The organism is Pantoea sp. JV6 (genome assembly GCF_025910055.1).
GTDB lineage: Bacteria > Pseudomonadota > Gammaproteobacteria > Enterobacterales > Enterobacteriaceae > Pantoea > Pantoea agglomerans.
Window position 1 is genome coordinate 304,738 of record NZ_JAPCIM010000004.1, and the last position, 14,014, is coordinate 318,751.

The 14,014-nt window shown below is 55.9% G+C and carries 11 protein-coding genes; 5 read left to right on the plus strand and 6 right to left on the minus strand.

What is annotated here, in order from left to right:
• Positions 1-33: 33 nt before the first annotated feature.
• Together OK412_RS08260 and OK412_RS08265 are read right to left on the minus strand one after the other, a co-directional pair.
• Entirely contained in the window at positions 34-1,014 is a 981-nt protein-coding gene (locus OK412_RS08260; RefSeq protein WP_109650355.1) for a TIM barrel protein, read from the minus strand.
• Positions 1,015-1,321: 307 nt separating this feature from the next.
• Complete coding sequence (locus OK412_RS08265; protein ID WP_158131702.1) at positions 1,322-3,679, minus strand: membrane-bound PQQ-dependent dehydrogenase, glucose/quinate/shikimate family; 2,358 nt, start codon at positions 3,677-3,679, stop codon at positions 1,322-1,324.
• Between the two features lie 517 nt (positions 3,680-4,196).
• On the opposite strand from OK412_RS08265, the gene OK412_RS08270 reads away from it, so the two are divergent.
• The 3 genes from OK412_RS08270 to OK412_RS08280 all read left to right on the plus strand — a co-directional run bounded on the left by OK412_RS08270 (position 4,197) and on the right by OK412_RS08280 (position 6,875).
• Positions 4,197-4,331, plus strand: coding sequence for a hypothetical protein (locus OK412_RS08270; protein WP_264353022.1), 135 nt, complete (start codon positions 4,197-4,199; stop codon positions 4,329-4,331).
• Positions 4,332-4,347: 16 nt separating this feature from the next.
• A complete protein-coding gene (locus OK412_RS08275; RefSeq protein WP_264353023.1) occupies positions 4,348-5,361 on the plus strand; it encodes a GT-D fold domain-containing glycosyltransferase in 1,014 nt (337 codons plus the stop codon).
• Between the two features lie 191 nt (positions 5,362-5,552).
• On the plus strand, positions 5,553-6,875 hold the full coding sequence (locus OK412_RS08280; RefSeq protein WP_010670137.1) for an MFS transporter: 1,323 nt from the start codon (positions 5,553-5,555) through the stop codon (positions 6,873-6,875).
• Between the two features lie 92 nt (positions 6,876-6,967).
• Here the strand turns inward: OK412_RS08280 and OK412_RS08285 are convergent, their stop codons facing one another.
• Together OK412_RS08285 and OK412_RS08290 are read right to left on the minus strand one after the other, a co-directional pair.
• Positions 6,968-8,398 (minus strand): purine-cytosine permease family protein, encoded by a 1,431-nt coding sequence (locus OK412_RS08285; RefSeq protein WP_264353024.1) that lies wholly within the window; start codon positions 8,396-8,398, stop codon positions 6,968-6,970.
• Positions 8,399-8,753: 355 nt separating this feature from the next.
• A complete protein-coding gene (locus OK412_RS08290; protein ID WP_033767222.1) occupies positions 8,754-9,209 on the minus strand; it encodes a winged helix-turn-helix transcriptional regulator in 456 nt (151 codons plus the stop codon).
• 129 nt (positions 9,210-9,338) lie between these two features.
• Here OK412_RS08290 and OK412_RS08295 point away from each other — a divergent pair, with 129 nt between their 5' ends.
• Both OK412_RS08295 and OK412_RS08300 read left to right on the plus strand, forming a co-directional pair.
• Complete coding sequence (locus OK412_RS08295) at positions 9,339-10,550, plus strand: MFS transporter (RefSeq protein WP_264353025.1); 1,212 nt, start codon at positions 9,339-9,341, stop codon at positions 10,548-10,550.
• Positions 10,547-11,431: an EamA family transporter gene (locus tag OK412_RS08300; protein ID WP_010244976.1), complete on the plus strand. Its 885-nt coding sequence runs from the start codon at positions 10,547-10,549 to the stop codon at positions 11,429-11,431. Before OK412_RS08295 ends, OK412_RS08300 begins: the two co-directional genes overlap by 4 nt.
• A gap of 16 nt (positions 11,432-11,447) precedes the next feature.
• Here OK412_RS08300 and OK412_RS08305 read toward each other — a convergent pair whose 3' ends face one another.
• Together OK412_RS08305 and OK412_RS08310 are read right to left on the minus strand one after the other, a co-directional pair.
• On the minus strand, positions 11,448-12,080 hold the full coding sequence (locus tag OK412_RS08305; protein WP_010244979.1) for a DapH/DapD/GlmU-related protein: 633 nt from the start codon (positions 12,078-12,080) through the stop codon (positions 11,448-11,450).
• A 626-nt stretch (positions 12,081-12,706) separates the two neighbouring features.
• Positions 12,707-14,008 (minus strand): PQQ-dependent sugar dehydrogenase, encoded by a 1,302-nt coding sequence (locus OK412_RS08310; protein WP_010670132.1) that lies wholly within the window; start codon positions 14,006-14,008, stop codon positions 12,707-12,709.
• Positions 14,009-14,014: the final 6 nt, after the last annotated feature.

Consider the following 14,014-nt stretch of genomic DNA (forward strand, 5'->3'; position numbering starts at 1 on the left):
TAGAAGTGTGATGTTTTTATGATTAATCGGCTGTCAGCGCGCCAGCATGATGTCATTGACGATCTGCTGAGAGGCCACCGCATCCTGACGCCCGATGGCCGCCAGTAACGCCGCGTTGTCGTGCAGCTGGTCACACAGCCTCAGCAGACGGGTCACGGTCGCAATATTGCTTTCTGCCTCACGGATCGGGTCAAGACCGCTGGCATCCGGGAAGGTATCGAAGTAGTAGGCACCACGGTAGCCATCACGCTGCATCTGCCAGAGAAACTCCAGCGTGGCGCGTGGGTTAACTGAGCCGACCATCAGGCCGTCATCACGCTTGCCCCAGCCGTCATTAAGGTCCAGCCCCAGCAGCCGTGAGCGGCGCGCCACCATGGCGGCGGCGTAAGCCGGGATCTCATTGGCAAACAGTACATGAGCAAAATCCAGGGTGATCCCCAGGTTGGCGCAGCCCGCCTCTTCCACGGCTAGCAGACAGGTGGTGGCGTTGGGAAAGATGCTGTAGGCGCGTGGCTCATTGGGTTTATATTCGATGCTGACGTCAACGTCCGGTGCATACTCCGCCACTTCACGCACGGCGCTGACCGCATCCTCCCAGATCTTCTTATAGTCCGCCTGGAAGCAGTAATCGAAACCGTCCTGCCCCATCCACAGCGTCATCAGCCGTGAACCAAATTCCCGACCCGCGTCAATGCCGCGCTTGGTCAGCTCAATCGCTTCGCGACGCACTTTCGCGTCGGGATGCGTGAACGCGCCGATTTTGAACTGCGGCGCGTCCCAGCGCATCTGCATACCGTTGACGGCCAGACCCGCATCACTGATCGCCTGGCGCAGTGTGGGAATATCGCTGGTGAGATGTTGCGGAAAGTTGAGGTCGAGATGCGTTAAGCCTTTGACCCTGCCTGCACGGGCAACCATCTGCAGCACAGAGGGCTTGCCCTGCTGATCGGGCCAGTAGAGGTGCGCCCCCGAGGCGAAAGAGTTAAGACGGGTAGCAAATTTCAGTTCCGACATGAGCATCAATCCTTCAGAGTGCGTATTGTGAAGTACTTTTCGTATTCACGATTAATTGTGAAGTCATATATTAATCTACGCCTCGCGGCTTAATGCGCAAGTCTGTCAGGCAGGAGAAATCGTTAAAGCGGGAGCGCTGTCACGAAATGGTTTCGATGCGTTATCAGATGCTGTGAATGCGGAGATGAAAGAATTGAGATGAAATACAACAGGTTGTCGCGCGAAGCCGTGCGTGAGATCTGACAGGCAGAAGCGCAAAAAAAGCTGAGCGCCAGGGCGGCGCTCAGCGGGTCGGTTTTTTAAAAAATCACTTCAGACGGAAAGCGACAACGCTGTCGCCCGCCGTGGTACCGAGCGAGCCGTGGCCGCCCGCGGCAATCACCACATACTGCTTGCCATCTTTGCCCATAAAGGTGGATGGCGTGGCCTGCGCTCCGGCACTCAGTTCAGTCTGCCACAGCAGTTCGCCGGTGGTGCTGTCGTAAGCACGGAAGAAGTTATCTGCCGTTGCGCCATGGAACACCAGATCACCCGCCGTCAGCAGCGGTCCGCCGTGCGCCACCATGCCCATCGGGAAACCGAGCGGGAAGCGGCCAGGCAGGAAGCTGGTCTTGAGGTTTTTGGTGGTGCCGACGCGACGCAGCCATTCGGTTTTGCCGGTGGTCAGATCCACACCGACCATCCGTCCCCACGGTGGCGCGATGCAGGGAATACCCAGACCCGACGCCATCTGCTGGATGTGGATAGCGTAGTCACCGTGGAAGTTTTCATTCCAGTACGGCGTACCATCTTTGGTGAAGGTACGCTGGGTTTCGGTTTCCGGCGTGCGTCTGATGAGGTTGTATTTGTAAGCCAGGCGTACCGGTGCCGCAATCAGCATCTGACGCTGTGGATCAACCGCTACTGAACCCCAGTTAAACACCCCGATGTTGCCCGGGAAGATCAGCGAGCCTTTCTCCGTTGGTGGCGTCCACGGGTTACCGTCATAGCGCAGCTCACGGAACGTGGTGCGGCAGGCCATCTGGTCAAACGGCGTAATGCCCCACATTGACTTCTCAGTCAGCGGCTGCGGAATGAAGTTCAGGCTGGAGACCGGCTGGGTCGCCGCATACTGCTCGCCTTTAATGCCATCCGTGGAGACCTTAACCTGCTCTACCGGATAAACCGGTTCGCCGGTCAGGCGGTTCAGCACAAACAGGTTGCCGGTTTTGGTCGGCAGGATCACCGCCGGTTGCGGTTTGCCCTGATAGTTGATGTCCACCAGCGACGGCTGTGACGGGTTATCGCGATCCCAGAGGTCATGGTTCGAACTCTGATAACGCCATTTGAACGCACCAGTTTTCAGATCCAGTGCTACCAGCGCATCACGGAATTTTTCAGTGTTGCTGGCGGGATCGCGTTCAAGTCCCACTTCATCCGGCGAGGCGTTACCAAACGGCACATAGACCAGGCCGTTTTTCAGATCGGCGCTCAGGGTGGCCCAGGCGACCGGGGTATCCTGCGGATAGGTTGCCCCTTCAGCGACCGGTGCGGTGTTATCCGGGTTAGCCGGATCGAAGTTCCACACCAGACGACCGCTGACGGCATCATAGGCACGGATCACACCTGATGGGTTACCGCTGTTGAAGCCGTTATCCATCACCGAACCGCCGACAATCACCAGGTTGCCCGCCACCAGTGGCGCGGCAGTCTGCATCAGCGCGTGCGGACGCACCTCGCCCATGTTGGCGCGCAGATTCACCACACCGTTGTCACCAAAGTCAGCACAGGCTTTACCGGTATCGGCATCCAGCGCCAGCAGGCGGGCATCGGTGGTCGCATTGAAAATACGCTTGCGGCAGATGGCCGGCGATGTGCCCGTCTGCTGCTGCGCCTGCTGACCGGCATCGAAGTAACTCACGCCACGACAGGTCTGGTGCTGCTGCAGATAAGAGCGGTTTTTATCCGGCGTCGTTTTCCACTTCACCGCACCGGTTTCCGGGTCGAGGGCATGGACTTCGTTGTGCGGCGTACAGAAGTAGAGCATGCCGTTGGCTTTCAGCGGTGTCGCTTCAAAGGTGTATTCGGTCGCATCATCACCCTGACGCAGGTCGCCGGTGTGATAGGTCCAGGCCACTTCAAGATCTTTCACGTTATCTTTAGTGATCTGCTTCAGCGCCGAGAAGCGCTGGCCATCTGTGGTTCCGCCATAGGCGCTCCACTCTTCAGCGGCACCGCCGGTCGCAGAGGCGTTGCGCGGCGTATTAATGGCGCCCTGCTGCGGCAGCGGATCGTAGAAGCAGAGACCGATGACCAGCAGCACCATCAGGACGACGGAACCCCCGAGGAAAGGATGGAAACGACGCTGCCCCTGATAGAGCGGACGCACCACCCACGGCAGCGCCAGCCAGAGACCCAGCACGCCAAACAGGTCGCCGCGCGGGATCCACTGCCATTTGTCGAAGCCCACTTCCCAGATAGTCCAGAACAGAGTGATCCACATCAGCAGCGCATAAAGCGTCAGCGCACTGCGTTTGTTCATCAACAGCAGAATCGCGCTGAGCAGAACGCCCACGCCCATCAGCGCATAGAACGCGCTGCCTCCTGCAAGCAGGAGTTGTCCTCCCATGTAAATCAGGGCGATAGCAAATATCACCATGATTATACTGGTTATTTTATTGATCATGATCCATCCTCGGGTCATTAGCGGCAATTGAAAGGTTAAGCTGGAAACATAAATTCAACGAGATTTTAACTTACGCACGAAATATGTAAAAACGTGTATAAGCGTTAATCATTAGAAATATTTATTATAAATGTCACCTGTTAATGCGGTCAGGCCGCTTTTTTTACTTTCTGAAGGGCTGATTACGGGATATCCATCACAAAAAATTAACCATAGGCTGCTAACGACCGCACCTTTTGTTCAAAGGCGATTAATTAACAGACAAGCCGCCCTTCTGTAACGCCAGCTAAAGTGTGCCCGACGAAAGTTTTTCGGAGTCAAATAATCATAATGGTTTATTAACTCTGCTCTGAAATAACTCTTATTGCTGAAATCGGGAATGTTACTGCCCTGCTGTTATTATTGGCGGCTTCATCAACGCTGGTGCGGTGTCGCTGCTGTTTAAATGATTTAATTGTGCCAGCCTGAACGCGTTTTTTATTATTTTCCTGAAAAATAACACTCAGGAAATAGATTAATGAACAAAGGCATTTTGCCGATGAAAACGATTTCAGATATTCCGCAGCATGACGATTATTTTATCTGTGATATATATCAGCTCTCTTATATTCGTTTATCCGGCCAGCAGGCGGGATTTTTCTGGCAGCAATAAACCAGGCAGGTTAACTATGACCGCACTTCATGCTATTTATCGCAAGTTTCGTTTCCCTTTTAAGTTTCTTAATGCTGCCATTCGCTATCCTGCCGCGCAGGCACGGCTAAAGCGTTATTCCGTCATGTCGATAGAAGAGACTGTCGATCTGTTATTACGTAACCCACAATTATCCCTGGCCCGTTATGGCGACGGTGAACTGGAAATGACCTGGTATAAAAATATCGGTTTCCAGCCATTTGACCCGAATCTCTCTGCACGGCTCAAAGCCTTGCTGCAGCAGGATTCAGGGGCCAATCCGAACTGTCTGATCTGTCTGCCGGATGCCTTTCGTACCACCCGTAATATGCGGAGCGGGTCGGCCCTGTTCTGGTTCTTCCATAAATCATTTTATTTTAAATATTATGAGGCTCTGCTGAATAAACAGTACCAGTATGGAAATACCTCGGTGACCCGTCCCTATCACGATTATAAAGGCAAGCAATTATCCCGGACGATATTTGATAAGTTTAAACAGCTCTATCAGGGCCGCCGGGTATTAATTGTGGAAGGCAGCGGCACGCGTCTGGGATTAGGCAATGATTTACTGGAGGGAGCCAGCGAAGTGAAACGTATTACGACGCTGAACCGTAATGCCTTTTCCGTCTATGATCGTCTGTTTGATACCATTTTAAAGAATGCCGTCAACTTTGACCTGGTCTTGATTTCATTAGGGCCGACCGCAACCGTGCTGGCATATGATTTAAGTCAGCACGGTATCCGCTGTATTGATAGCGGCCACGTCGATATTGAATATGAGTGGATGCTGGCCAGTGCCACCAGTAAAATAAAAGTGGACGGAAAAAACGTCAATGAGGCGGGCGTACTGCTGAGTGAACAGACTACGGTGGCAGATGCGACTTATCAGCAGCAGATTTTACAACACGTTGGCGAAATACCCCAGGTCGGGACGGCTGATACAGAAGCAGTCACGGAAGCCGTGGTTATCCCGCTGCCACACGTCAGCCCCAACCATCATAACGCCGCCTGAGCCTCACCACCGACAGGCAGCGGCTGCACCGCATTGAAGCGCAGGCGAATTATTAGCGGGATCAGTTAACCCTATTCGGGGCGGACTCAGCGGCCCGTACCCTGTGCTTGTCCGCTGTTTGCCGGATAAATGCCTTTTCCGGCATCAATTTTGCTTCTGCTCTCCTGAGACATTCAATCAGGAGAAGTGAGATGACAACCAGCCGTTACCGTTACACCATATTTTCACTGCTGTTCCTGATCGCCCTGATCAACTATATCGATCGCGGCGCCCTGTCGTTTGCGGCCAACGCCATTGCGGCGGAGTATCACTTCAGCAAAGTCCAGCTCGGTGCAGTGCTGGGCTACTTTGGCTTTGGCTATCTGTTTGGTTCGCTGTGTGGCGGCTTTCTTGCCGACCGTATCGGCACGAAAAAAGTCTGGCTGCTGGCAGGCGTACTCTGGTCGCTGCTGGAGATCGCCACCGCCTGGGCGGGGGAACTGGGCATGGCGCTGTTTGGCGGATCCGCCATTATGGGCTTTGCTGCCCTTCGCATCATGTTTGGTTTTTCCGAAGGCCCGGCCTATGCGCTGATGAACAAGGCGATTGCTCACTGGGCACCCGATAATGAGCGCGGCTTTGCGCTGGGCATCGGCCTGCTCTCGACCCAGGTTGGCGCGCTGCTGACCGCCCCGATTGCGGTGGGCCTGCTGCTGCTGACCCATGACTGGCGCATGATGTTTATCCTGCTCGGTGTTTTCTCCCTGCTGGCGATGGCGCTGTTTGCCCGCACCTTCAGCGACAGCCCGGAGAAAAGTCCACATACCAATGCCGCAGAACGTCAGCTTATCCAGACCGGTCAGCGCCGCAGCGCGGGCGACAGCGTACCACTGCCCTGGTGGCGCTTCTTTACCAGCCGCACCCTGGTCTGCAACGCGCTGGGCTACTTCTCATTCCTCTACATCACCTTTACCCTGGTGACCTGGATGCCGAAATATCTGCAGGATAATTTCCATTACGACCTGCACTCACTGTGGTACGTCGCGATGATCCCGTGGAGCGGCGCCTGTATTACGGTGCTGCTGGGCGGTCGCATTGCCGATGCCCTGCTGGCTCGCTTCCGTAATCTGCGTCTGGCGCGCAATCTGTTTGCCGCCGTCACGCTGTGCGGCACCGCCTGCTGCTTTATGGCGATCCCCTATGTGCAGTCGGCTGCCGGGATTATTGCACTGATGACCCTGGGCAATGCGCTGAATGCACTGGTAAACAATGTCTACTGGTCGGTGGTGATTGATGTCACCCCTAAAGCGTCGGTGGGTACCTATAGTGGCATGACGCTGGCGATAGCCAATCTGGCAGCGATTATCTCTCCGATGCTCTGCGGCTGGCTGGCGGAATATTACGGCTATAACGCGATGTTTACCGTCACCGCACTGATCGCCTTTGGCAGTATGCTGGCAATGACACTACTGCAACCGGAGAAGCCGCTGGTGGCCGAGGCGCAGACCGGCGCAGCGGACGTTTCTGCCGCCTGATCTTAAAAGAGGATTTCCTGACACGCGGGTGATCACACACCCGCGAAGAGTGACACTCCCTGAAAGGCAGCCGCTCAGGCGGCCTGACCTTGTTATTGGGCGGGATAAATTGACTGTTCGGGGATGCCCCGACGATCCCAGCGGCTGGCGATCAGCCATAACAGTGCCGTCGCAAACCATCCGATGATCCACGAGACATCATTACCGGCAAAAATCCAGGTTAGCGATCCATGGTGCAGCGGATTATCGATAAACGGCAGTTGCACCAGCACGCCCAGAAAATAGACGGTAATACCGGCCAGGTTCCAGCGTCCATAGCGCCCGTCCGGCTGCGACAGTGCCGGGACATCAACCCTGCCCCTGGTGATCAGATAGAAATCGGTCAGGCTGATCGCGCTCCACGGCACAAAGAAAGCCAGCAGAAACAGCAGGAAGTGGGTGAAGGATTTCAGAAAGGCCGGTTCACTGAGCAGAGCAATGACACAGGCCAGCGTAACCATAAGCACCACGAACAGAATGCGCCCACCCCGACTCAGCGTGGTTTTCTGCCGGAAGCCAGAGACAATGGTGGTCAGTGACATAAAACTGCCGTAGGCGTTCAGCGTGGTAAACGTGATTTTTCCAAAGCAAATGGCGAAATAAATCACCATGGCCATGGTCGCCGTGCTACCCATGCTCACGATGTAACCGACCTCATTGCCTGCAAACGCACTTCCGGCAATGGCAGCGACAATCACCCCCAGCGTCATTGAAGCCTGCGTGCCAAGTACGGTGCCAAAAAAGACTGAACTGAAGAGTTTCTTCGCAGAGACATCAGCTGGCAGATAGCGTGAATAGTCAGAGACATAAGGACAGAAGGCAATTTGCCAGGATGAAGACAGGGAGACCGCCAGCAGGAAATTTGCCGGGGTAAAGTGCTGATTCTGCCACACGACTGATAAGTCATGCGCAGAGAACAGCGTGATAAACAGATAAGCAAAGGCTAAAACGCCAATGACGCTCGCCAGCTTGCCCAGTTGATGAATCACGCGATAGCCCAGCACCGCAATGATCACGATGAGGGTGCTGAACAGGATCATCCCGGTTGAATGACTGACATGGATAAGTTTAGCCAGCGCCTGCCCGGCTAATACTGTCCCGCTGGCTGAAAATCCCACATACATAATGCACACCAGCACCAGAGGAATAACAGCACCAAACACGCCAAACTGCATACGGCTGGTGATCATCTGCGGTAAACCCAGGCGCGGACCCTGGATCGCATGCAAAGACATGATCGCTGCACCCAGAATCTGCCCCACCAGTAAGCCGATAAGAGACCACACGACGTCTCCACCCAGCACCACGGCCAGCGCACCCGTGACAATAGCCGTGATTTGCAGATTGCCACCAAACCAGAGCGTGAACTGGTTAAAGGGATGACCATGACGTTCACCCAGCGGGATGTAATCAATGGAGCGGGTTTCTGACAGGCCCTGTTTCTCTGAGCCTGAATAATCTGATACAGATGATTTGACCGACATAGATTCCTCGCTGGAACAGTGAGAGACGTGTTGACTGAAAGCGTGATTTGCCCAATCCAGGGTTGAGAGTACATGTCTATACAAGCAGAGATATTGTCATGCGCATCGGGAAGTTACAAGGCAACCGGTCATTGGAAAATGTGATGATATCGACAGGCCTGTCATGATGCGGGGCAGGAAAGGATGAGGAAGCGCGGGGACCTGTTTCCGGGGATAACGCCCTTATGGCGGGGCGTAAAACGGGAGTGAGGTATTTTGTTCGATCACCGCCACAGACAATAGCGATGATCGGGTAACGCGTGCGATGTCAGGCCTGTCAGTTTCAGAGTGTGCAGAGGAGAAAATACCCTGACGGTTACCCTTCAGCCACTACCCGCTGACGATGACAGTCGGCCGGTTCCAGTTTTTGCCCCTGTGAGGAGATAACCTCCAGGCGTGGCAGCGGCTTTCCTTCCGCATTATCCAGCAGCACGGAGTGGGTTTCGCCCTTCTCAAACAGGTAACGCTCGCCCCACTGGCGCATTGCGACCACAACCGGAAACAGCGAACGGCCTCTTTCGGTCAGGACATATTCGCTGTAGGCGCTGCCGTCTGAGGCCGGCGCAATCTCAAACACCCCTATCTCCACCAGCTGCTTCAGGCGTGACGCCAGGATATTTTTCGCCAGCCCCAAATTCCGCTGGAAGTCACTGAATCTGCGGACGTCATCAAAGGCTTCACGCACGATCATCATGCACCAGCGCTCACCTATCGACTCCAGGGTTCTGGCGACCGGACACTCGCTGGTTCTCAGGGATTCCTGCTTAGCCATGCTCTTCTCTCACGCTGCCTGTCTCATGATGGCAGTTTAGCCACTCCGAAAAGAAGTTGCAAAAAAAAACCAGCCCGGTTAAAGATATCGCCAATCCAGTTTCAAATAAAAACCAGAAAGGAAAGCAACATGACCTGTACGATTGGCAAGGCGCGTGATCCTGAAGCCGATTCGCCCCCAGCCGCGATCCCGGTGCTCTCGTCCCGGATGATCTTTTTGTTTTCACTCACCTCTGCGCTGGCGGTCGCCAATGTTTACTCGGCACAGCCTCTGCTGGAATCGATAGCCGCCAGCCTGCAGGTTTCCCCTGGTACCATTGGCACAGTGGTAACGGCCACGCAGAGCGGCTACGCCCTCGGGCTGATCTTTCTGGTGCCGCTGGGCGACTGCGTGAACCGCAAAAAACTGGTGATTACCCAGTTGCTGCTTTCCGTAGTGGCGTTAATCACTGCTGCGGTTGCGCCAGACCTGATGACGCTGCTCTGCGCAATGCTGCTGGTGGGATTAATGGCGGTGGTCACGCAGCTAATGGTGGCGTGGGCCGCCATGCTGGCATCACCAGAACAGCGCGGACAGGTGGTAGGCAGCGTAACCAGCGGCATCGTGATCGGCATCCTGCTGGCGCGGTTTGTTTCCGGAATGATTGCTGACCTGGCGGGCTGGCGGGCGGTCTATCTGACGGCTGCCTGCCTGTTACTCCTGATCTCGCTCATCCTGGCGAAAGTGCTGCCCGCCACAGCAGGTCAGACGCGGCGCACGTCTTATCCTCACCTCTTATTGTCTGTTTTCCGTCTCTTCCTCACGGAACCGCAGCTGCGCAGACGAGGGATCCTGGCGCTGCTGATTTTTGCAGCCTTCAGTATGCTCTGGTCTTCGATGGTACTGCCACTTACCGCCCTGTCACTGTCACACACCCAGACCGGGATGTTCGGCCTGGCCGGAATTGCCGGTGCGCTGGCGGCCTCCAGAGCAGGCGCATGGGCTGACCTGGGCCTGGGGCAGCGTGCCACCGGCTTAGCCCTGGCGTTGCTGACCTTCTCCTGGCTGCCGATAGCCGCGCTTCACACCTCGTTACTGTTGCTGATTTTCGGGGTGATCCTGCTCGATTTCGCCGTCCAGACGGTACATGTGATTAATCAGAGCCTGATCGTGGGCGCCCGACCCGAGGCGGCAAGTCGTCTGGTGGGTGCCTATATGTGCTTTTACTCGCTGGGCAGTGCGCTGGGGGCCATCGCCGCCACTCAGCTTTATACGCACTGGGGATGGCAGGCTGTCTGCTATGCCGGTGCAGCGGTCAGTGCCTCTGCCTTTCTCTGCTGGTCCGGAGTTCGTCACTCATGAAATTAACGCATCTGCTGCTCGCCGTCATGATCACCGCCATCTGGGGGGTTAACTTTTCAGTTATCAAGCTCGGCCTGCAGGCGGTCGACCCGTTTATCCTGGCAGGTATCCGCTTTACGCTCTGCGCCCTGCCAGCGTTGTTCTTTATTAAGAAACCGGACGTGCCGTGGCGCTACCTGATCAGCTATGGCCTGGTCTTCGGGATTGGCCTGTGGGGTCTGGTGAATCTGGGGATTAAAACCGGACTGTCGGCGGGCATCGCCTCGCTGCTGCTGCAGTTCAGCGCCTTCTTCACGCTGCTGCTCGGTGGCTGGGTATTTAAAGAGCGTCTCAGCCGCTATCAGATCGCCGGTTGTGCGCTGGCCTGCGCCGGTCTGCTGAGCATTTTTTTCATTACCGATGGTTCGGTGACGTTTTCCGGCATGCTGCTGGTGCTGGCAGGCGCGGTCGCATGGAGTATTGCGAATATCATCAATAAAAAAGCGGGCACCCGGCAGGTTTTTGCTTTTCTGGTCTGGTCGAGCGCCTTTGCACCCATTCCGCTCTTCCTGCTGGACGGGCTGGTCAATGGCAGCGCGGGCTATCACGCACTCTTCACCCAGCTGGATGTGAAGGCGGTGTTGTCGATACTGTTTCAGGTCTATCCCAATACCCTGCTGGGCTACTGGGTGTGGAACTGGCTGCTGAAACACTATCCGGTTTCAACGGTCGCGCCACTGTCGCTGCTGGTACCGGTGTTCGGCATCCTGGGTTCAGTGGCGATATTTGGCGAAACAGTTTCACCTCAGAAAATCGCCGCGCTGCTGCTGATCATCGCCGGACTGGCCGTCGGGCTCTATGGCCAGCGGGTTGTGCGCTATTTCGGCGTACAAACCGGCTGACGGCGCCGTGGGGTGGCTATGCACCGTGCCGCTGGCAGAACGCTTCGATGTCACCGTGCTGAAAATCGGGCAGATTCGCCAGCAGTTTCTCCAGGGGCCAGTTCCACCAGGCAATGCGCTGGAGACGGGCGGCGATAGCCGGTGTAAAGCGCACCCGCAGTGGCCTGGCCGGAACACCGCCCACGACGCTGTAGGGCGCGACGTTTTTCGTCACGACTGCACCCGCAGCCAGCACCGCACCATCACCAATGGTGACGCCAGGCAGCACAATTACGCCGTGACCTATCCACACATCGTGACCGATTATCACCCGATCGGCGCGACGGGCGGAAAAGAAACCCTGATCGCGTCGGGCGTCGGGGTGGTAATACTCCGGGCAGTAGGTAAAGCGATGCTGGGAGGCGCGGTCCATAGGATGATTCGGCGCGCCAATGCGCACCTGATTAGCAATGGCGCAGAAGCGCCCCACCTGCGTATCGGCCAGGCAGCAGTGTTCGCCGACATAGGAGAAGTCACCCAGCTCGCTATACTCCAGCGTGCTGTGCGCCAGGATCTCACACTGCTGACCCACAGTGGTTTCGCGCATCTTCACACTCTCATCAATCCAGGTGTGCGCTAATCGGGCGGGCATAACGGCGGCAATGGACATAAAACTCCCGGTCTGGATAAACAGCGCCCCGGCGGCGTGCTTTGCCGCACCACCTTACCCGCCTCCGATGACAGAGAATTGACAAAGAAAAAAGGCGGAGTGGTTAGCTCCGCCTTGTTTCAAGTTCCGGTTAACCTGCGTGACCGGTCAGTTGCATAAGGGCAACGATGATCTGCAAGATGACCCGGATAAGATCCAGAATCAGCTTAGTCAGTTCCATCACTTTCCTTCTCCTTTTACAGGAGCGCGCTGTTCGGCAACCAGGGCTTTGACTCTACCCGCCGGGCGCCTAAGCACATCTTTGTGGAGAGAGCTGAGCGGCACTCATGGTTAAAGCCACAGGCCAGCACCACCTGATGCCTGCCGGGATTTTAAAACCGTGCCCCTGGGAGCGGCCAGTCGACAATGAGGCGATGCTCAACACTCAACACCTGTATAAACATACAGCATTTTGGCGAAACTTGAAATCCTTAGCCGCACATTTTACAATCTTGTTTGTGGAGAGTGCTGAGCACCTCGTTCGCAGCGCGGTTACCAGCCGGGTAGCGAACAAAAAATAAAGGATTTGGCGAAATGCCAAATCCTTTTTTTATGCCTGCTTTCTGCTTAAAAAAGCAGCGCAATGCTTACTTTGCGGCGCTGATTCGCCACACGGTATTACCCGCATCGTCAGCAATCAGGACACCGCCCTGTTTGTCGCTGGCCAGACCGACCGGTAATCCACGCACCTGCTTTTCGTCGTCCGTCAGGAAGCCCGAGACCACCGTCTGCGGCTGACCCACTGGCTTGCCGTTTTCAAATTTCACCCACACCACTTTGTAGCCATTCAGCGGCGTACGGTTCCAGCTGCCATGTTCACTGATAAACGCACCGCCCTGGTATTGCGGCATGTTATCTGCGCCGTAGAACAGCAGCCCCAGCGGAGCGACATGCGAACTCAGGGCATAATCAGGCTTAATCGCTTTCTCAACCAGATCGGGACGCTGCGGTTCGGCACGGGTATCCACATGCTGACCAAAGTAGCTGTAGGGCCAGCCATAGAAGCCTTTGTCCTGCACTGAGGTCATGTAGTCTGGCACCAGATCGGAGCCGATTTCATCACGCTCGTTGACGATGGCCCACAGTTTTCCGCTCTGCGGTTCCCACTGTAAACCGGTCGGATTGCGCAATCCGCTGGCGTAGATCCGGCTGGCACCGCTGGCCGCGTCCACTTCCAGCACTGCGGCGCGGCGATACTCTGCGCCAATGCCGTTCTCGGTGACGTTACTGTTGGAGCCGACACCCACATAGAGCTTGCTGCCATCGGGGCTGGCCAACAGCGCTTTAGTCCAGTGGTGGTTAATCGGCCCGCCCGGCAGTTCCGTCACCTCTTCAGGCGCGGTGCGGATCTCCGTCTCCCCTTCGCGATAGGGGAACTTCACCAGGCTGTCAGCATTCGCGACGTAAAGGGTATTGCCAATCAGCTGCATACCAAACGGCGAGTGCAGATTCTCAATAAAGCGGTGCTGCTCCCATTTGCCATTGACGTTGCGCAGCAGCGTAATCCGGTTGCCGCCAGCGCCGCCCTTACCTGACGCTTTCTGCACAATGCCCATAATCAGCTGTTTAGGCCGGGTGGTGGGTTTGGCCGGGCCGTTGGATTCCGCCACCAGCACATCGTTATTCGGCAGCACATAAACCTGACGCGGATGCTGCAGATTGTCAGCGATCTTTTCGATTTTCAGCCCGTCAGCCACTTTTGGCATTTCGCCCGCTTTCCACGGCGTGCCTTCCGGCACCTGCATCGGCGGCATAAAGAAGTTCTGTGCCTGCGGCAGTTCAGGATTCGGTCCGATCTGCTTTTGCGGATCGACAAGCGCACCATCATCACAGCCTGCCAGCAGTGCTGTCAGGGTAAGCGCGAGCAACGTTTTATGCGGTATCTTCATGGTGGC